The organism is Vibrio sp. B1FLJ16 (assembly GCF_905175385.1).
Lineage (GTDB): Bacteria > Pseudomonadota > Gammaproteobacteria > Enterobacterales > Vibrionaceae > Vibrio.
In genome coordinates, this window is the sequence record NZ_HG992749.1 from 1,842,730 (window position 1) to 1,863,450 (window position 20,721).

Here is a 20,721-nt window from a genome sequence, read left to right on the forward strand (position 1 = left end):
GAGGAAGCTTATCGTTTTTTTAAAACGGATTGTTATTAGGGTCTGTTGACCTTAGAAATTATTGCTCTAAAAGCCGATTCCGCTTGGTTTCGCGCTCCGTGCCTTATAGATATAGTTTATCTCTATTAAAAACAAGGTTAAGCAATAAATTGCAACATTTGTTTTCTTAGCTGAATTATTCAAACATTTTTATAGCTTAAAAACAGTATATTAGAATAGGTTTAGACTTTGGTCTTATTGCCCTCATCAATAAGCATGCTAAATTCAATTCAAACGAACGGTAAAGAGCTAACTAAAGTTTAGTGGCTCAAAACTTCCATGTCATGAGGGAAAAATCATGGTAGAAACTAACGACTATCAAATGGCTATCGATTTACTGCGCTGTCACCTAGGGATCTCAGAGGATGAGGCAAAGCAACAGCTTGGTATTTCAACTGATGACCACATGGCCAATCGTGTCGCAGAAACACAACATGCCCTAATGGGACTTAGTAACGAGAAGTAAACCTTAATAAGGTTGAATATAAAAAGGAAAGGGCTGCACTACGCAGCCCTTTCAGTATTTTAATTTCGGGTCTATTGACCTGGTAATCAAAGATTGAGCAATGGCTCGACGTCAATGTACTTACCGAGTTCCTGACGCTTAGCACTTGGGACATAAGGGATTTCACCTATCTTAGGTGTATCCAGTCTCTCCTCCAGCATTTCAATAATCTCTGCGTAATGCTCAGTACCCGGATTTACTCGGCTAGCTACCCATCCTATAAGGTTCAGACCGTCAGCTCTAATCGTCTCTGCTGTTAATAGTGCATGGCTCAGACACCCAAGCTTGATCCCTACCACTAAGACAACCGGTAACTGTTCTTGTTTGACCCAAGTTGACAGGCTGTCAGTGTCAGAAACAGGTACACGCCACCCACCAGCTCCTTCAACTAATACAACGTCTGCTCTTGCTTTGTGCTGAGCTAGTTTCTCGCTTAATACGTTGTACTCGATCGTCACGTGTTCATGTTTCGCCGCAATATGAGGTGACGTAGGCAATTCTAAGGCGTACGGATTAATATCATCATAAGCCGCTTCTACCGTCGCGACCTTTTGCAGATGCAGCGCATCATCGTTACGCAAGCCTTGCTCTGTCTTTTCGCTTCCTGCAGCCACCGGCTTATAGCCAATGGTACTCAACCCTTTAGCCGCCAAAGCTTGTAAAATAGCTTTCGAAGCGACTGTTTTTCCTACATCAGTATCCGTACCAGCAATAAAAAAAAGCATCAATCATAGATGTATTACTCCAAAACAAACCTGATAACTTGCAGGTAAAAGACCTTTATCGTTTTTAAATTTTTGGTACTCGCGGTCTACTTGCAACAAAGTGCTTCGACTCGTAAGAGCAGGTGAACGCCCACTGACGTGATTTGCACCAATGCCTTTTAAGTCACGCATTACAGAAAATGCAGCGTCGTACCAAACTGTGATCAAGTTCAAGTCTAGATGATGGTTATGGCATTGAGATTGCGCCAACGCAATTTTTACCTGATTGATAGTTATAAAGTTATTCACGTGTTGATATGCATCAATTTTTTTCCAGGATTCACGTAGCTCGTAGAGTGAGCCGTCTGTAAGTGTGGAAAAAAGTCCCTTACCACCCTCTCTTAATACTCTTCGTATTTCTTTAAGGGGATAACTCAAATCACAGCACCACTGAAGTGCCAGGCTTGAGAACACATAGTCAAAGCTGTTTTCTCCAAAGGGCAAGTTTTCCGCATCGGCAAGAACAAAGGTTGCTCTGCCTTTTTTTCCACAACGTTGCTGAGCTTTATCTAGCATCCCTTGCGAGATATCAACACATACCAGGTCTGCTCCACGTTCCTGTAACAGCGCGGAGAAATAGCCGGTTCCACATCCAAGGTCTAACACCCGCTTGCCAGATAAATCGCTCGGGAGTTTCTCCAATAGCCGATGCCCTACATCTCTTTGAAAAGCCGCATGCTTATCATAAGTCTCAGCAGCTTTACCAAAGGAAGTCGCGATGGCTTTCTTGTCTTGTACTTCAAGTTGTGATGCTATTTGTTCAGCATGCTCCATTACCGCGCTCCTAATGCTTGTTCAAGTGCGTGAGACAGTGTTTTAATTTGGTCTTTGCTGTGATTCGCGGTCACGGTGATACGCAGCCGGGACGTACCTAGAGGTACCGTAGGCGGTCGAATAGCTGTAACCCAAAAACCATGCTGCCGACAAGAGTTGGCTACACTTAATGCCTGTTCTGATTCACCAACAACGAAAGGCTTAATCGGAGTCATGGTATCTACAAAGCCCTCCGTATTTTGTAAGCACTCTTTATAGTAAGCACCTAACTCAGCCAGTTTTTCACGCCTCCAGCTCTGCTCTTGAACAATAGAAACGGCATGCGTTAACGCAAAAGCTTGTGCAGGTGGCATGGCCGTAGAATACACATGATGTCTCGCAAACTGAGTCAGAAAGTCACCAGTTACTCGATCACATAAAATAGCCGCTCCGGACATACCGAATGCTTTACCAAAGGTAACAACCAGAATCTCAGGTTTGACGTTAGCGTACTCACAGGAACCACCACCAGTATTACCAAGGACACCAATACCATGCGCGTCATCCACAGCAAGCCAAGCGTCATTAGCTTGGGTAAGTTTGGCTATCTCATCTAATGGCGAACAGTCACCATCCATACTGAAGACGCCTTCCGTAACCACAAGATGATTGCTCTCTTCATCAATCAAAGACTTCAGGTGAACTAGATCATTATGCTTAAAACGTTTCATTTTAGCCGGAGACAAAGCACCAGCCTCCATCAAAGAGGCGTGATTGAGCCTGTCTTGCAGTAAGACATCGGATTTTTCCAGTAAGGTAAACAGTAAGGCTTGATTGGCGCTGAATCCCGAACCAAAAAGTATTGCCCGTTCATAACCTAGCCACTCAGTCAGCGCTGCTTCTAAGTTGCTGTGGGCAGCACTAAATCCAGTAACCATCGGTGAAGCACCACTACCACTACCGTAAACACTTAACCCTTGCTGCCAAGCACGGATCAGCGCTTGGTCATTAGCCAATCCGAGATAATCGTTACTGGAAAAATTGATATAGCGTTTGCCATCGTGTTCCAGAATGGACTGATTACCGGCAAACACTAGGTTGAGGGAACGATTAAGTCCCTGCTCTTTTCGTTGAGAAAGTGCTGATTCGATACGGGATTTAAACGCTGGCATCGTAGAAAAGATCGTCTTTCGTCGGTCGAGCCGCAACACGCTCTACTACGCGGTCAAGCAACTCGTTCTCTTCGATTTCATCTGGCTTCTGAGAAACTTGTTGGCTGTTAATCCCAAGTTTCTTAAATAGCATCATATCTTTGTCTTCTGAAGGGTTTGGGGTCGTCAGAAGCTTACAGCCGTAGAAAACTGAGTTCGCGCCTGCCATAAAACACAGCGCTTGCATCTGCTCGTTCATGTTTTCGCGACCTGCGGATAAACGGACGGCAGACTGAGGCATCATGATGCGTGCGATGGCGATCAGGCGAATGAAGTCGAATGGATCAACGTCTTCCACTTTTTCTAGTGGCGTACCTTTGACCTTCACGAGCATATTGATAGGTACACTTTCCGGATGAGTAGGTAGATTTGCCAGCTCAACTAATAGACCAGCACGGTCATTAGCACTTTCGCCCATACCAATAATGCCACCGGAGCAAATTTTCATCCCAGCATCGCGGACATGAGACAAGGTATCCAAGCGATCCTGATAAGTGCGAGTAGTAATGATATTGCCGTAAAACTCAGGCGAAGTATCTAGGTTGTGGTTATAGTAATCCAGGCCTGCATCGGCAAGTTGCTGCGCTTGATCTGGTGTCAGCATGCCCAGCGTCATACAGGTTTCTAAGCCCATGCTTTTCACGCCTTTGATCATATCCGTCAAATGTGGCATATCACGCTGTTTCGGATTCTTCCACGCTGCACCCATGCAGAATCGGGTTGAACCAGCATTCTTTGCTTTTTGAGCGGCGTCGAGTACGCGCTCCACTTCCATCAAGCGCTCTTTTTCTATGTCTGTTGTGTATCTGGCACTTTGAGGACAGTACTTACAGTCTTCCGGGCATGCACCCGTCTTGATTGATAGCAGTGTGCTGACTTGAACATGATTAGTTTGTTGGTATTGACGGTGAACAAGCTGAGCTTCGAACAGAAGATCCATGAATGGTTTTTCCATTAGAGCTTGAACTTCTGCATGCGTCCAGTTGTGACGAACTTCCACGTGTATTCCTTTGATCACTTTTTTTGTTGTGTTGACAGTCTACTGAGTCTCGATAAACTGTCAACACAACCAAAAACAACAAAGTTTACATTTGGTTATACTTTAATCTAGACGATAGTTGGAATTAGACATGGATCTTGCCTTTGACCGCCAGCACATCTGGCATCCCTACACTTCGACTCTTACACCTCTGACCTGTTACCCAGTCGCCTCGGCAAGTGGTGTCCACATAAAACTAGAAGACGGAACTAAGCTCGTAGATGGCATGTCATCATGGTGGTCAACGATTCATGGCTACAATCACCCTCATTTAAACCAAGCCGCACACCAACAAATTGATCAGGTATCGCACGTCATGTTTGGTGGTATTACCCACCAGCCAGCCATCAATTTATGTAAGAAGCTTCTTTCCCTCGCGCCGAGTAATCTTGAGCATGTTTTCCTGGCAGACTCTGGTTCCGTAGCTGTTGAAGTCAGCCTGAAAATGGCATTGCAATATTGGCATGCAAAAGGCGAACGCAGACCTAAGTTCCTTACTCTAAAACACGGCTATCATGGTGACACTTTCGCTGCAATGTCAGTCACCGATCCAGATAACTCGATGCATTCACTGTATAAAGGATTTTTACCCGAGCACATTTTCGCTGAGTCACCAGCTACAGGTTACTGGGATGAATGGAACCCGCAAGACTTGGCAGATTTCGAACAAAAACTTAAGCAGCACCAACACGAACTCGCCGCCGTGATCCTAGAACCTATCGTTCAGGGTGCAGGTGGTATGCGAATCTATCATCCAGAGTTCTTAAGAGGCGTTCGAAAACTTTGCGACCAACATGACTTGCTATTAATAGCTGATGAGATTGCAACGGGATTCGGGCGTACCGGTAAACTGTTTGCGTGTGAACATGCCGATATTCAGCCAGACATCCTCTGTGTCGGTAAAGCACTTACGGGGGGCTACATGACGTTATCCGCTACGTTAGCAACCAAGCAGGTTGCTGATACCGTGTGTGGCGGCGAAGCTGGCTGTTTTATGCACGGACCAACTTTTATGGGTAACCCACTCGCTTGCGCCGTCGCAACGGCAAGTTTAGAGCTAATAGAGCAAGGTAACTGGAAGCAGCAAACCAAACAAATCGAGACGCTATTTTCGGAGTTATTACCAAAATTAGAACAGTACGAATTAGTCAAAGATACACGCTGGCTTGGTACAATTGGCGTTGTAGAAACTCATCGTCCCGTCAACATGGAAAAAATCCAAGCGTTGTTTGTTGAACAAGGTGTGTGGATTCGACCGTTCGGAAAACTTATTTATATGATGCCACCATTTATAAGCGAGCCAGAGCACATTGAAAAGCTGGTTAATGCGATTGCTACCGCGCTTCAACGCCAAGACTGTTTCATTTAACAAGCTCTTTGAAAACGGAAAAACGGTTTGAGGACTTGGTCAAACCGTTTCTTACACACCGATGTAAATTAGATTAATAACGTATTCTTGTTGCATCTTTACTATTCGGGAAAAATTTGCATTACTCTTTGAAAAGTAGACTTAAGTTACTGGAACTACCCGCTTCACATTCGAAATATTGAGTTTGCTTTAAGTGCTTTAGAGTAACGCTAATTATCGTTTCAGCCTCACCAAACTCTTCGCTATGATACTCGCTTAACAATATGGAGCGCTCACCTAGATTAAATGTTACTGACTTTTCGTCAACTAAGGCTCGATGATATTGATCCAACGTAAAGTCAGTTAGCAGCTCTGGTTGGCTTAAACTTTTTCCCTTAAAACTAAAAGCCACCAACTCTAAATGACTATTTTTCTGGTGTATTGTAATTTCTATAAGGATAGGTTGTGATGAAAAACACTCGAATACTAGAGACTCCATGTCACTTGAAGCACATGCCGAAGAACTAATAAGAGACCAAAGTACTACTGTTTTATGAAGCAACTTTAATCGAAGCATATTTTCTATAAGCCTTTTCTAATTTCAAATCATATTGATTTTTTTGGTACTGAGATCCATTGTAACCACGAGCAAAAGACGCCCAGTTTTTATCACGGATATGCTCCGCTAAACCGGATTTTTCAATAAATGCAACGAAAGCATATAATTGCGCTTTCTCCGATTTAAACATCCCTTCTACAAATGACTCTGCTGTCGAATAGCCTGCCAGTTTAAAATTGAACCCCATGATTTGGAAACGTCCCCAAGACGCCGCTTGAATGGCTGCATTTGGATTTAGCTTAATAGCTTTATTCAAGCGAGTGTATTCTGAGACACCACCAATATATAAACTTCTATTCCAACTTCTACTTGAAATGCTTGGATAACTCGTATCATATACCCTTGAGGTCAGCCTAGAAAATATATGTGCTTCAAATAAGATCTTTGGTTTCCCATTACTAAAATAAGCGTCACCATGACTTTCTACTTCTGATACAGCTTTAATAGCAGCAGCTTCACAGCCAAGTTTTTGGGCAACGTTTATATAATCAGACTCAGTTAAAGACTCTTTAGAACTAACTATTGGCAGTGTATATACAGTGGCAAGAGATTGTCGGACAACCTGTCCACTTAACTTACGATGACTTCTCCCATTAACATCTATACGTCCGTCAGGGCGAACCATTCCAACAACGCTTTTTTGAAAAACCTTGATTGCAGCTACAGTCTTCGAGTTCTCCGGTCTTGAGCCTAACTTTCCATCAACTTTAAGTTCATTTACTCCTCTCAATGAACTAAGCAATTGGTTAATAGACCTTTGTACCATCCGGACATCAGCATCTGCGTTTTTGCCACCTAAACCAACGGATCCATTTAATCTTAACGAACCCATAAAGCTACCTCCTTACGTAAGTATTGGAGGAGCTTGTCAGTTCAAAGAAGCTTAGAAAAATATCATTAATATAGTTTCGGTTAACTATGCATTCGCCCATAATTGAATTACATCGTAACCTTGTTTTACTCGACGCAGATAACAAAAAACCCAGCTAAAAAGCTGGGTTTTAATGTTCTACAGGTTAAGAAATTAACCGATGTGCGTTGCGCCGCCCATGTACTTCTGTAGTACTGTCGGGATTGCAATGCGGCCGTCTGCTTCCTGGTTGTTTTCCAAAATAGCAACCATTGTACGGCCAACTGCTAAGCCAGAACCGTTTAGCGTGTGTACAAGCTCAGGTTTTTTCTCGCCTTTACGACGGAAACGAGCTTGCATACGACGAGCCTGGAAGTCCCACATGTTAGAACATGACGAGATTTCACGGTAAGTTTCCTGAGCTGGTACCCATACTTCTAAGTCGTAAGTCTTACGTGCCCCAAAGCCCATATCACCAGTACACAGAACTACTTTACGGTAAGGAAGTTCTAACAGTTGAAGAACTTTCTCTGCATGGCAAGTCAGCTCTTCAAGAGCGTTCATTGAATCTTCTGGTTTGGTAATTTGTACTAGCTCAACCTTGTCGAACTGGTGCATACGGATCAAGCCACGAGTATCACGACCGTATGAACCCGCTTCTGAACGGAAACATGGCGTGTGAGCTGTCATTTTAAGCGGTAGATCCGCTTCATCAGTAATCGTGTCGCGAACCAGGTTCGTCACAGGTACTTCTGCAGTTGGGATCAGAGATAGTTTACGTGGCTCTTCATCACTTGCTTTTTCTACTAGCGGTTCAGTGTGGAAAAGATCCTTACCAAACTTCGGTAGCTGACCAGTACCAAATAGGCTGTCAGAGTTCACAAGGTATGGCACGTACATCTCTGTGTAGCCATGCTCATCTGTATGCAGGTCAAGCATAAACTGTGCAATTGCGCGGTGCAGGCGGGCAAACTGGCCTTTCATTACGATGAAACGTGCACCAGTAATCTTAGTTGCGCTTGCGAAGTCTAAACCATCGCCCATCTCACCGAGGTCAACGTGATCCTTTACTTCAAAATCGTAAGTCTTTGGTTCGCCCCAACGAGCAACTTCTACGTTGTCATCTTCATCTTTACCATCAGGCACTTCATCCGCAGGGATGTTAGGAACAGAAAGAGTGATTTCGTCTAGTTGAGCCATTACTTGCTCAAGCTCAACTTTTTTCGCATCAAGATCGCTACCTAGTGTACCGATTTGCTTCTTGATTTCTTCTGCACCTTCTTTATCACCAGCTGCCATTTTTTGGCCGATTTGCTTGGAGATGGAGTTACGCGTGGATTGTAAATTTTCAACTTCTACTTGAATGGACTTACGTTGTTCTTCAAGTTTACGAATTGTTTCTACGTCTAGCTTAAAGCCACGACGCGCAAGTTTTGCAGCTGTTTCATCCAGCTCAGTTCGAAGTAATTTAGAATCCAGCATTGTTAATCCTATGCTTTGTATTTATGAAATCGCATACCAGCTGACATCGCGCTAGCATGCTATAAAAAATTTATCGAATAAATGTATCCAAAAACGCCTACTTTTCATAGCGCTTTTGTTGGCTATTTGCATCTAAAGTAGCCAAGTAATCTAACTTTTCGCCGATTTTGGTTTCAAGACCACGATTTGTCGGCTGATAGTACTTACGCTCTGCCATTTCAGGTGGCAGATACTGTTCACCCGCGGCGTATGCACCCGGCTCATCGTGAGCGTAACGGTATTCTTCGCCATAGCCCATGTCTTTCATCAAACTTGTTGGTGCATTTCGCAAGTGATAAGGCACTTCATACTCTGGTAGGTTATGCGCATCTGTGAGTGCTTGTTTCCACGCCACGTATACCGCATTACTCTTAGGAGCGCACGCTAGGTATACAATCGCCTGTGCAATCGCTCTCTCCCCCTCGGCGGGACCAACGCGCGTAAAACAATCCCACGCCGAGAGTGCTACTTGCATTGCGCGAGGATCGGCATTGCCAACATCCTCTGAGGCGATGGCAAGTAATCGTCTCGCGATATAAAGCGGATCGCAACCCGCAGCAATCATTCTCGCCGCCCAATATAAAGCGGCGTCGGGGTTAGAGCCACGAATCGATTTATGAACAGCGGAAATCAGATCGTACCAAATATCGCCTTTGTTATCGAAGCGAGAGACTTTTTCTCCCGCAACTTCAGCCAACAACTTGAGCGTAATCTCCTTCTCACCCTGAGCGTTGTCTTCAGCCATATCGTACAGCAGTTCGAGATAGTTAAGTGACATTCGGGCGTCACCGTTAACCAGCTCCGCTAATCGCTCAAGAACGTTATCGGCAAAATGCGCTGATATCTCACCTAACCCACGTTGCGTATCGTTTATCGCCTGGTTGAGCGCGAGCAAAATCTCGCTTTTATCTAAAGAGGTCAGCTTGTAAACGCGAGCACGAGACAATAAAGCGTTATTGAGTTCGAACGATGGATTTTCTGTTGTAGCGCCGATAAAGGTAACGGTACCGTCTTCGATGTGCGGTAAGAATGCATCTTGCTGAGACTTATTAAAACGGTGCACCTCGTCCACGAACAAAATCGTGCGGCGACCAGCCATTTTATTTTCGCGTGCTTTCTCAATTGCTGCACGTATCTCTTTCACACCCGATGTAACGGCGGAAACACGCTCTACTTCAGCGTTAGCGTAATTAGCAGCAACTTCAGCTAGCGTTGTTTTTCCTGTACCAGGAGGACCCCACAGGATCATTGAGTGAATATGTCCCGCTTCCAGTGCACGACGCAAAGGCTTGCCTGGCCCTAAAATGTGTTGCTGACCGATGTACTGCTCAACCGTTTGCGGTCTCATACGTGCAGCAAGGGGACGAAAATCTTCGTCCCCCGAGAAATCTAATGTGTAATTTGACACTACCCGTTAATTCCTTTGATCGTCCACTTCCACTCCCTTTGGAATGGAGAATGTAAATCTTTTGGTATCTGGCTTACCAAGTTTGACATTACTGAACTTAAACAGACCTTTTTGGCCATCTTGCTCAATGACATTGAAGCCTTTCACGATACCTTTTGCATCAATATTAATCTGGAAACGCCCCTGAGTTGAGTCGACTGCAGTAGGAATCAATGTGAACTCGTTACCTTGTTGCGATACAGTATAGTTATCCCAATCGCTTGCACGGTTGCGCGTTAAGAGTACAAATGGCGTTTGCTCTGCAGCTTGTTCCTGCCAGTATATGCTGACCTGTTCAATGAACGGGCTGTAGTACCATAATGTTTTACCGTCAGACACCAGCAAGTTTTCATCCGGGAACGTCGTGCTCCAGCGGAAAAGGCTCGGACGGGCAATTTCTACGGTCCCTTCACCTTCCATGACCGTCTCACCTTCAGGGCTGATAACCTGCTGAGAGAAATCCGCACTAAAGCCTTCATTTATTGATAAACGCTTACTTAACTCAGATTTTGGAGAAGCTGCATTTGCAGTAGAAAAAAGAGAAAAGCTCAAAACTAGCGCAGAGAAGACTTTCGCTGAAAATATTTTTTTCATTCAAATACCTATGAAGTGGTCAACAGACCTATTGTTACTCACCTCTTTTGAGACTGAGGTGAGTAAGACAAGTTCATTATTCTTTTGGAGGCGCCGGAGCCAGAACTTCACGGTTACCATTGTGACCAGGAGCACTCACTATCCCCTGCGCTTCCAGCTGTTCAACAATTCGAGCTGCACGGTTGTAACCAATTTTGAAGCGACGCTGTACACCAGAAACCGAACCTCGACGTGACTGAACCACGTGCTCAACTACTTGATCGAACAGCGGGTCGACATCTTCGTCAGCTTCCATTTGCTCACCAGGAAGTAGCGCTTCAGGTCCTTGATCGCCACTTATAATTTCATCGATGTAATTCGGCTTACCACGGGCCTTCCAGTTATTCACAACGGCATGAACATCATCATCCGATGCAAACGCTCCGTGAACACGAGTTGTGTGACTAGATCCAGGCGGCAAGTAAAGCATATCACCCATACCAAGTAGAGACTCTGCGCCACCTTGGTCTAGGATCGTGCGTGAGTCTGTCTTCGTCGATACAGTAAACGCAACTCGCGTTGGAATATTCGCCTTAATAAGACCAGTGATAACATCAACCGAAGGACGCTGTGTTGCAAGAATCAAGTGAATGCCCGCTGCACGAGCTTTTTGTGCCAAACGCGCAATCAGTTCTTCTACTTTCTTACCTACGACCATCATCAGGTCAGCAAATTCGTCAACTACCACGACAATATATGGCAACTTCTCTAACAGCGGTGGCTCTGTGTCCATGCTGTCACCTTCTTGCCAGAACGGGTCATGAATTGGATGACCTGCTTCTGCTGCCATCTTCAACTTCTCGTTGAAGCCTTTTACATTACGCACGCCGAGCGCCGACATCAGTTTGTAACGACGTTCCATTTCACCAACGCACCAACGCAGCGCGTTAGATGCATCTTTCATGTCAGTTACGACTTCGGACAGAAGATGAGGAATTCCTTCATAAATAGAAAGCTCCAGCATTTTCGGGTCAATCATGATAAAGCGCAGATCTTCTGGTGACGCTTTGTAAAGCATACTCAGGATCATAACGTTTACGCCGACAGATTTACCTGAACCCGTTGTACCAGCTACAAGAACGTGAGGCATTTTAGCAATATCAGCTATCACGGCTTCGCCGGCAATATCCTGTCCAAGTACTACCGTTGTTGGTGATTTCGCTTGCTGGAATTGCGGGCTACTGACAACATCAGATAAGAAAACGGTCTGACGGCTAATATTCGGCAGTTCCAAACCAACATAAGGTTTACCTGGGATAACCTCAACAACACGTACAGCCATAGCCGATAGCGCACGCGCCAAGTCCATAGAAAGTCCTGAAATACGGCTGACTTTTACACCAGGTGCTAAATCCAACTCGAAACGAGTGATTACAGGCCCAGGATAAATACCCACCACATCTGCTTTAATCTTGTAATCTGCAAGTTTGCTTTCTACTAAACGAGCAACTTGCTCCAGAGCTTCACGATCAATAAAGTTCTCTCGTTTTTCCGGATGGTAAAGAAGTTCTAATGTCGGCAGAGGTTCTTCTGGCACTGGCAGGTTTTCTTCTTGTTTCATCAAGAATGGATTCTGTGTGGCGGCAACTTTCGCCTGGGCATCCGAAACCATGTCCTGGAAAGCTGCTACATCCTGATCACCTTCAACAACCTCTTCGATTTCCACTACAGGAGCCGGTTCTATTGTCGATGTGGCAACTGGCTGAACCTTTTGAGATGCGAGGTTAGTTTGTACCGATTGTTCAACTCTCGCCTGTTGAGGCTCAACATATTCATCTTCTTCATCAAGGACATCAAAGTCTGAAATCGTCGGCTCAATATGTTGGCTCGGTTCTGTTTGCTCAGAAATATAATCCAGTGCCTCGGTATCGATGACCGGCTCTTCAAACAGTTCAGGTTCAACTGGAGTCTGTTGTTCTTGCTGAGCTGCATATTGGGCATACTCGGAGTATTCCGACTCATTCTGGAATACATCGGAGTCAGACTCTTGTTTCGCTTGAGGTGCCGACTCTGTATAAGATGATGACGCTGGAGATACTGATTGAGCTGGTTGCTCTTCTGTTACCCAATCGTCTGCTTGTTGGGCAGCGGCCTCTAGTTCTTCTATTGTTACGTTAAGTTGCTTAGTACGTTCAACTAGTGGGTCAACATTATGAGTATCAACAGCTTTTGGTATATCTGGTTGAACGTTAGCGGGTTCAGCAATAACGCCAGATGCTACTACCGGCTTAACTAAATCTTCACTAGCTTTTTCTATCGGCGATTCTTTTTTAGCTTGAGGTACGTAAATAGGATATTCATGTGGCTTAGCCCCAGCTTTAGGCTCCTCAACATCGAATGCGGTGAGGTGAGGAAGTAACTCTTCGTCTGCATCTTGCTCTGAGTTCTTCTGAACAACTTTATCTTCCATAAAATCATCCAGTTGAGGTTCTAAGGTTTCTTGCTTCGAGCCTCTTAGCATATTAGCTAGCGCACCAACTGTACTTAGCGTACGCTCCCCCACCCACTCTACGATATTTAGCCAGGAGATACCTGTAAATAAGGTAAAGCCAGCGCCCCAAAGAAAGAGCAGCACAAGCGTAGTACCAAGTACGTTAAGTGTTGGAAGAGCAAGATTGGAGAGCACATCACCGACTACGCCCCCGGATGAGAAATACCAGATGTCGTCGAAGTTGATATCGGCTAAACCACAGCTGGTCAAAATTAGAATGGTAAGGCCAAGTATTCTTGTACCCCACAGCATCAGATCAATTGGCTCGTCTGCACTTCGTTTGCGGCAAATCACCCATGCTGCTGCCGCTATTAATACAGGCAGTGGATAAGCAAGTGAACCAAAAGTGAAAAATAGAGTATCGGCTAACCACGCACCAAACAGGCCGCCAGCATTATTGATCTCTCCCCCCCAGGCAGTTTGAGACCAAGAAGGATCGGCAGGACTAAAGGTAAATAGCGCGACGGCTAACAATACCGAGCTAAGAACGCCAACGATAAAGCAGCACTCTTTTAAGCGTTGGAAGCCATTTAAACGTGAAGACTGAGGCTCTTCACTGGTCTTGATGATGGTTTCGACTTTCTTTGCGTTCTCTCTGAACATAAATCAACTTGAATATGGAAATGGAATAGGACTTTATAAACATTCCGAGCGGCACAAAGCCGCTCGGTAAATTGATTTAACCATATCAAAGAGAAAAACCCAATTACTCTGTGCCGAAAGCGGAACCATATTCCGCTTTCTTTGCAAGAAATTAACGAGTTTTAATCACGAGCTGGTTAGATTGTTTCACTTCTTCCATTACTACGTATGTACGAGTGTCATTTACACCAGGTAAACGCAGAAGCGTATCGCCAAGCAATCGACGATAAGCACCCATATCTGATACGCGAGTTTTCAGAAGATAGTCAAAGTCACCTGATACAAGATGACACTCTTGAATGTCATCCAGTTTTTGAACCGCAGAGTTAAACTGCTCGAACACATCCGGTGCTCCGCGGTTTAACGTAATTTCAACGAACACTAATAGTGAAGCGTCTAAAAACTGCGGATTCAGTAACGCAGTATACCCTGTAATGTACCCCTGACGTTCTAATCGACGTACACGTTCTAAACATGGTGTTGGAGAAAGACCTACACGTTTTGAAAGTTCTACGTTCGAAATACGACCGTCTTTCTGCAATTCATTAAGAATGTTGCGGTCGATACGGTCTAGTTCCTTGGACGGCTTTTTATAGTTGTCTGCCATTTTTTATTCCACCTTATTACTTCCTTGCAAAAAAATATACTACAACTTTTTAATATTTGGTGCCAAATTTTACAAACTAATAACTATACTAGTTATTAATTCGACAATAACACCCTACAAACAGTTAATACAACCATTATATAAAGAGGATACAGGATGATCATTGGCGTACCAAAGGAAATCAAGAACCACGAATATCGCGTTGGCATGATCCCAGCTAGCGTGAGAGAACTAATCTCACATGGTCACCAAGTTTTAGTTGAGACCAATGCAGGTGCCGGCATTGGTTTTTCAGACGACGATTATATCGCTGTCGGCGCATCCATTCTCCCTCATGCTGCGGACGTTTTCTCGCAAGCAGACATGATAGTAAAAGTAAAAGAACCCCAAGCTGTTGAAAGAGCAATGCTCCGCGAAGGACAAATTTTATTTACTTATTTACACCTAGCACCAGATTTTCCACAAACTGATGAGCTAATCAAGAGCAAAGCTGTCTGTATAGCGTATGAGACTGTAACAGATAATATGGGTCGTTTACCACTGTTAGCACCAATGTCAGAAGTGGCAGGTCGGATGTCTATTCAAGCAGGTGCACAAACACTGGAAAAATCACACGGTGGCCAAGGTTTACTGCTTGGTGGCGTACCGGGTGTTGAGCCTGCAAAAGTCGTTATCGTTGGTGGTGGCGTGGTTGGTGCGAATGCTGCTCGTATGGCAGTTGGCCTTCGGGCTGATGTCACTATTCTTGACCGTAACGTAGACACACTGCGTAAATTAGATGAAGAATTCCAAGGTCGCGCTAAAGTCGTTTATTCTACAGAAGACGCTATTGAGAAGCATGTTGTAGAAGCAGACTTGGTGATCGGTGCGGTTCTAATCCCTGGCGCAGCAGCTCCTAAACTAGTAACAAAAGCACACATTGCTAAGATGAAGCCAGGCGCGGCAGTGGTTGACGTCGCTATTGACCAAGGCGGTTGTTTTGAAACTTCGCATGCTACCACGCACGCTGAGCCAACGTATGTCGTTGATGATGTTGTTCACTACTGTGTAGCAAACATGCCAGGCGCCGTTGCTCGCACCTCTACTTTTGCATTGAATAACGCAACATTGCCTTACATTTTGAAACTAGCGAACAAGGGTTACCAAAAAGCACTTCTAGACGAGAAAGGCTTCCTTGAAGGTCTGAACGTGATTCACGGAAAAGTAACTTGTAAAGAAGTGGCAGAGAGTTTTGACCTTGAGTATGTGGAAGCAGAGCAAGCGATTGCAATGTTCAATTAACAATCAATTAATCCACATTTGTCACGTTTTGTTTACAAAAGCCCACTGTTAAGTGGGCTTTTTCATATAGAGCATTTGATTATAAATAATAACTATTTCCTATATGAAAAAATTAAAATATTTCGCGGCGTAACTGATTTAGCGCAAAATTCCAACAATCTGGCACAATAACCACGTTCCTCAAGATAAAGCACTTTATCTAATGCTAGCCAGATTTCCAGCGGACGTTGAAAAACCAGTTGAACTAAGCTCATTTTTTCCATATGCCAGAAGCGAGCTTCAGCTAATGCCTCATACTCGCCGAAGTTAAGCTGTGGATCTATCTCAAACACTTTATATTCAGCAGCCCAACGACAAAAAGCTTCAAATCCCTCACTCAGCTGTGATTTCCGAATACTCGGCACAGGTTGATACTTTTTAAACCCCATTTCTTGACGAGTAATCAAATCGAACCCTAGCCTAAAGATCATTTCTCGTCGTCGGTGTCGACGTACGCGCTCCCCACCCGTGACAGTTTGTTGCAGCGGAATGCGTAACTCTTGTTTAGAGAGAGTGAGCGTGGAGACTTTTGCTATCTCTGATAATGCCTGGTAGGTATTTGCCTGAATAAGATGATAGCAACAAGGAGAAATCGTTATCGCCGCCAAACCAGCTTCAGTAGCATGCTGAAGCAAACGAACGTGTAAGTCCCCGCAAGCATGTAATGCCACTGCGTGTTGTGTAGGCTTGAAAACCGCTTTCGCCTTTGTATCAAACGCATCCCCTTGTATAAAGGTCATCTTCCAGTGTTGTTCATCAGCTGATTTTTGCCCCGAATCACACAACGCTTGTTGATATTCGAAACTCGTGACTGGCTGGTTAGTTTGTGTAGTGAGAACTCGCCCGAGATAGCCCTTTCCAGAGCACCATTCAAGCCACTCTTCACCATGATGATTCTGAATCGCAGCCTCACCCATTGCACTGATTTGTTCTAGTTTACGTCCCGGTATACCACTATCGAGCCCGCGTCCAAGATTCAGTCCATTTAGAGGTACAGACTCCAACTGTGTCTGGATAGCGAGTGACTGTAATACAGGCAAATAAACGCTTAGCTCTGCCAATGCTTGTTCTGGGTTTTCCTTCAAACACTCAACTTCAGAGGGGGTAAGAGATTCTAACCACTGACAAAGATCAGGGTGGGAATCTTGCCAGGGTAACAATTGTTGAACACTGCTCTGGAAGGGATCGAAACGCCATAGTGATTGGTTTTCGATTAGGCAGTCATTAATAAATTGAAATTGCGTGTTCATAGCTCCCCCTACAATGAGCCGACGCATTGTAGAGGGAAATTCGACATCAATGAAGTATTACCTGACCGGAAGATCAATGTCTTTAAACATCTCTTCAATTTCAGCATTCGATTTGAGAGAAATCGCTCGCTCAACCACAGGGCGAGTCAAATGCGGAGCAAAGCGCTCCATGAAGTCAAACATGTAAGAACGAAGGAAGGTGCCGCGACGGAAACCAATACTCGTGGTGCTTGCGCCAAACAAGTGACTCGCATCAATCGCGACCAGGTCGCTGTCTTGCTTCTCATCAACAGCCATGCTTGCAATCACACCGACACCAATACCCATGCGTACATACGTTTTTATGACGTCAGCATCCGTAGCGGTGAAAACAACTCGCGGAGTCAGCCCTTCGCGGTTGAACGCAGTATCGAGCTCTGAGCGACCGGTAAAACCGAACACATAGGTTACGAGCGGGTAAGCCGCCAGATCGTGAATAGTGATATTGTCTTTTTTGGCCAATGGATGATCTTTTGGTACCACTATCGAGCGATTCCAGTGGTAACAAGGCAGCATGATTGCATCTTGATAAAGGTGCAGCGCCTCTGTTGCAATCGCAAAATTAGCCGTACCTTTCGCGATTGCTTCCGACATTTGTGAAGGCGTTCCCTGATGCATGTGCAGGGAAACTTTTGGATAACGGTTAGTAAAACCTTTAATCACATCCGGTAGCGCGTAGCGTGCCTGAGTGTGTGTCGTGGAAATATTCAGCGTACCCATTTCTGGGTGTGTGTGCTCTCCCGCCACTGCTTTAATGCTCTCAACACGTCCAAGTATCTCCTGAGAAATACGTATGATTTCTTCACCAGCGGGAGTCACCTGCGTCAGATGCTTTCCACTACGTTCAAAGATTTGGATACCCAGTTCATCTTCCAGTAATCTGACCTGCTTACTGATGCCCGGTTGGGAGGTATACAAACTCTCTGCGGTAGCAGAAACATTTAAATTATGGTTTACAACCTCAACAATATACTTCAGTTGTTGCAGTTTCATCGTAATCCCTTACTCGTTCTCGAGACACTAAAAGTTGTGTTAAATTTGCTCACTCGCTATACCCAAGTAACCTCAAGATGCTCGGTTCAGCGAGAATGTCTTGGCTTACAGACGAGGCAACGATTTGATGATCTAGCGGCCCTAAATCAAAAATCGTTAACGAAGTATGTAAGCCAAGACAGCTCGCCCTTTGGGAGCGTGTCACTGACACAATTTCATCGTCAAACAACTTGGAAAGAGCTCGCTATTTCGCTGCGTTGCTTTCCTTGAACTTGAATCAGTGACAACGCTCTGAATCCTGCATCTTGAAGTCACTTGGGTATATATCAATATAATCATTAGTTATAACGCCATAGCATTAAAATGAACAGCTATTTCTAACATATAGCCAATTTACCTCACTATAGTCAGTTTTGTTTCTAGCACTGGAGTTAGTTAAAAAAAAAACAAAGTATTGAAAGCGAAGAACCACTCAAAACGTGCTTTGACATGAAAATGATATGCAATTAATTGAAACTACTAGTTACCTAAAATTTATAATTGTGTGCTCCAAAGAGACTAAAACGCGTATGAAGTACAAATAATCAAACAAATAGGGGTGCCTTGTAGGATGAGATTCATGTATTCTTAATCGTTAGCCGCAGAAACTAAAAGCAGACGCAAAGAATATGAGTATTGGTTTAATAATCGCTTTGGTAGCCATCTTATTGGTATTAATCCTTGGCTATAACATCATGTTGCAATACAAGGTCAAATTAGAAACGACGAAGCGTCAAGAAGCCGCTCGTTACGTTTCATTAATTGACGGCACCGAAGATTTAATTGGTCATGCCCACAATATTCCTTTCAGTAAAGAGCTTCTGCTTTGTCTCAACAATCGTATTCTCGATGCGTTGCAAAACATGCAGCAACTTGATCCTAAGAACAAACAGCTCGCACAGCGCATTGAAAACCTCAAACAACAAATTGTTCAACTAAAAGACAGTGAACAAGTTGGAGAGAGCACTACCTTCAAAATGCCAAGTAGCGATAAACAAGCTATCGCTATGCTTAAACTGGTTAAACGCCTCAGAGATACCATTCGTAACGAACATAATAAAGGCCGCCTGGATACGCAAACTTACGTGACTGAAAATGCACGTTTGGAAACCATGCAAATACGCATCAATATTGAAAACGTGATCAAAAGAGCCAAAGACTCTATCTCCAGAGGTCAGCCAGGTACCGCGCTGCAATTACTGCGCAAAGGTATTGATGCTCTGAGTACTAAAAGCGACGCTTATTCTATTCAGGCTAAGAAAAACCTCGAAGATATGTTGGGTGATTTGGATAGAAAACGTCAGGATAAAAACAACGAAGAAATGCAACAGCTAGTCGATGCAGATAAAGAGCGTAATAATGATATGGATGCGCTCTTCGGCGAGAAGAAAAAGTGGTAACATCCCATCAAGTTTGCATAATATTCGATGAAAGGCTGCACTTGCAGCCTTTTTCTATCCATGCCTTTAACGACAAGTAGTGGCGGGATAACCCCAAAAATAAAGTAAAGTCTTAGGGTCTGTTGACCTTTCGAGCTGATTTTTGCAGCAATTTGTGGGTGCTTTATACAAGGCAGAGGCTTTGAAATGTAGTTACTCTACCTGATAAGCCGATAACGCAATAGATAGAAGCCACAAATGCTGCCCGAAGGGTTCGAGCTAGGCGCCCCCACTAAAAGCGTTTTACTCTTTGTTGAGAGGTATTTGCTTAGAATGGCTAGGCTACAAACAACTAGCCGTCCGCCTCTCGCCGCGATTAAAACGCTTTTATCTCGAACAAAATTTAACCGCGAAAGGTCAACAGACCCTATACATTAAAATGATTAATCTCAACGCTTACCAAGAACTTCTCACTCCTATCAATCAGTTTCTACATTGCAGTACCCCTGATGAATGGGTAGAGGAAGCGAAGAAACCAGACAACCTCCAAACCATTTTATTAGACCACCTGCTGTGTGAGCTTAAAGCAGGCCAGTCGGCGATGTTTTTAATCCGAAAATACGATGTTGATCAAACCAGTTCACACGCACTGCTTGACTGGTTCAAGCCCTATGAAGATTTCGCTTATCGTAATGTCGGCTCACTAGAGACGCTAAAAGGTAAGAGCAATATTTCTAAAGCCATCATGGCAAAGTCTGATTCGCCGTATAGCCAAGAGCTTATTGATAAGATGGTTCTGCTGATTAAAGAAGAGTTACACCATTTCTATCAAGTATTAGAAATCATGGAAAGCCGCGGAATTGAGTACAAAAACATTCCAGCGAGTCGTTACGCGAAAGGGCTTATTTCCCATATGAAAACTCACGAGCCGGAAACACTGATCGACAAACTGATTATCGGTGCGTATATCGAAGCTCGCTCGTGTGAACGCTTCGCTAAACTTGCTCCTCACATGGAAGAGGACATCGCGAAGTTCTATGTTTCTCTGTTACGTTCCGAAGCGCGCCACTACCAAGACTACCTGGTATTAGCAGAGCAGATTGCCGGTAAAGACATCAGTGAACGCGTCGCTTACTTTGGACGTGTTGAGGCAGACCTAATCTCAACACCAGATTCAGACTTCAAGTTCCACAGTGGTGTACCTGTTTAAAAATATACCTATTATAAAAGAA

Annotated in this window: 17 protein-coding genes; 5 read left to right on the forward strand and 12 right to left on the reverse strand. The window is 44.3% G+C overall.

The window, feature by feature from the left end:
• Positions 1-337: 337 nt before the first annotated feature.
• Positions 338-505 (forward strand): hypothetical protein, encoded by a 168-nt coding sequence (locus tag KHN79_RS08415; RefSeq protein ID WP_182008376.1) that lies wholly within the window; start codon positions 338-340, stop codon positions 503-505.
• 86 nt (positions 506-591) lie between these two features.
• On the opposite strand, the gene bioD is transcribed toward KHN79_RS08415, so the two are convergent.
• The 4 genes from bioD to bioB are packed head-to-tail and all read right to left on the reverse strand — an operon-like array spanning position 592 to position 4,272.
• On the reverse strand, positions 592-1,269 hold the full coding sequence (bioD, locus tag KHN79_RS08420; RefSeq protein ID WP_182008872.1) for a dethiobiotin synthase: 678 nt from the start codon (positions 1,267-1,269) through the stop codon (positions 592-594).
• A gap of 3 nt (positions 1,270-1,272) precedes the next feature.
• Complete coding sequence (bioC, locus tag KHN79_RS08425; protein ID WP_182008377.1) at positions 1,273-2,082, reverse strand: malonyl-ACP O-methyltransferase BioC; 810 nt, start codon at positions 2,080-2,082, stop codon at positions 1,273-1,275.
• The gene (gene bioF, locus KHN79_RS08430) at positions 2,082-3,233 is read right to left on the reverse strand and encodes an 8-amino-7-oxononanoate synthase (protein ID WP_182008378.1); all 1,152 of its coding nucleotides are present in this window, start codon (positions 3,231-3,233) and stop codon (positions 2,082-2,084) included. Before bioF ends, bioC begins: the two co-directional genes overlap by 1 nt.
• Entirely contained in the window at positions 3,220-4,272 is a 1,053-nt protein-coding gene (bioB, locus tag KHN79_RS08435; RefSeq protein WP_182008379.1) for a biotin synthase BioB, read from the reverse strand. Before bioB ends, bioF begins: the two co-directional genes overlap by 14 nt.
• 130 nt (positions 4,273-4,402) lie before the next feature.
• Between bioB and bioA the strand changes: the two genes are divergently transcribed.
• Positions 4,403-5,680 carry an adenosylmethionine--8-amino-7-oxononanoate transaminase gene (gene bioA / locus KHN79_RS08440; RefSeq protein WP_182008380.1) on the forward strand — a complete coding sequence of 426 codons (1,278 nt, stop codon included), beginning with the start codon at positions 4,403-4,405 and terminating at the stop codon, positions 5,678-5,680.
• A 530-nt stretch (positions 5,681-6,210) separates the two neighbouring features.
• Here the strand turns inward: bioA and KHN79_RS08445 are convergent.
• The 6 genes from KHN79_RS08445 to lrp all read right to left on the reverse strand — a co-directional run bounded on the left by KHN79_RS08445 (position 6,211) and on the right by lrp (position 14,469).
• Positions 6,211-7,110: an N-acetylmuramidase domain-containing protein gene (locus KHN79_RS08445; RefSeq protein WP_182008381.1), complete on the reverse strand. Its 900-nt coding sequence runs from the start codon at positions 7,108-7,110 to the stop codon at positions 6,211-6,213.
• A gap of 192 nt (positions 7,111-7,302) precedes the next feature.
• A complete protein-coding gene (gene serS, locus KHN79_RS08450; RefSeq protein WP_182008382.1) occupies positions 7,303-8,610 on the reverse strand; it encodes a serine--tRNA ligase in 1,308 nt (435 codons plus the stop codon).
• A gap of 97 nt (positions 8,611-8,707) precedes the next feature.
• On the reverse strand, positions 8,708-9,997 hold the full coding sequence (locus KHN79_RS08455; protein WP_280519662.1) for a replication-associated recombination protein A: 1,290 nt from the start codon (positions 9,995-9,997) through the stop codon (positions 8,708-8,710).
• Positions 9,998-10,063: 66 nt separating this feature from the next.
• Positions 10,064-10,690 (reverse strand): outer membrane lipoprotein chaperone LolA, encoded by a 627-nt coding sequence (lolA, locus tag KHN79_RS08460; protein WP_182008384.1) that lies wholly within the window; start codon positions 10,688-10,690, stop codon positions 10,064-10,066.
• Positions 10,691-10,766: 76 nt separating this feature from the next.
• Positions 10,767-13,823: a DNA translocase FtsK 4TM domain-containing protein gene (locus tag KHN79_RS08465; RefSeq protein ID WP_182008385.1), complete on the reverse strand. Its 3,057-nt coding sequence runs from the start codon at positions 13,821-13,823 to the stop codon at positions 10,767-10,769.
• A gap of 151 nt (positions 13,824-13,974) precedes the next feature.
• A complete protein-coding gene (gene lrp / locus KHN79_RS08470) occupies positions 13,975-14,469 on the reverse strand; it encodes a leucine-responsive transcriptional regulator Lrp (protein WP_005378234.1) in 495 nt (164 codons plus the stop codon).
• A gap of 156 nt (positions 14,470-14,625) precedes the next feature.
• On the opposite strand from lrp, the gene ald reads away from it, so the two are divergent.
• The gene (ald, locus tag KHN79_RS08475; RefSeq protein ID WP_182008386.1) at positions 14,626-15,750 is read left to right on the forward strand and encodes an alanine dehydrogenase; all 1,125 of its coding nucleotides are present in this window, start codon (positions 14,626-14,628) and stop codon (positions 15,748-15,750) included.
• 92 nt (positions 15,751-15,842) lie between these two features.
• On the opposite strand, the gene KHN79_RS08480 is transcribed toward ald, so the two are convergent.
• Both KHN79_RS08480 and cysB read right to left on the reverse strand, forming a co-directional pair.
• Complete coding sequence (locus KHN79_RS08480; protein WP_182008387.1) at positions 15,843-17,039, reverse strand: methyltransferase; 1,197 nt, start codon at positions 17,037-17,039, stop codon at positions 15,843-15,845.
• 57 nt (positions 17,040-17,096) lie between these two features.
• Entirely contained in the window at positions 17,097-18,071 is a 975-nt protein-coding gene (gene cysB, locus KHN79_RS08485; RefSeq protein ID WP_182008388.1) for an HTH-type transcriptional regulator CysB, read from the reverse strand.
• 668 nt (positions 18,072-18,739) lie between these two features.
• Here cysB and KHN79_RS08490 point away from each other — a divergent pair.
• Positions 18,740-19,510 carry a DNA repair protein gene (locus tag KHN79_RS08490; RefSeq protein ID WP_182008389.1) on the forward strand — a complete coding sequence of 257 codons (771 nt, stop codon included), beginning with the start codon at positions 18,740-18,742 and terminating at the stop codon, positions 19,508-19,510.
• 418 nt (positions 19,511-19,928) lie between these two features.
• Positions 19,929-20,699, forward strand: coding sequence for a tRNA isopentenyl-2-thiomethyl-A-37 hydroxylase MiaE (locus tag KHN79_RS08495; protein WP_182008390.1), 771 nt, complete (start codon positions 19,929-19,931; stop codon positions 20,697-20,699).
• Positions 20,700-20,721: the final 22 nt, after the last annotated feature.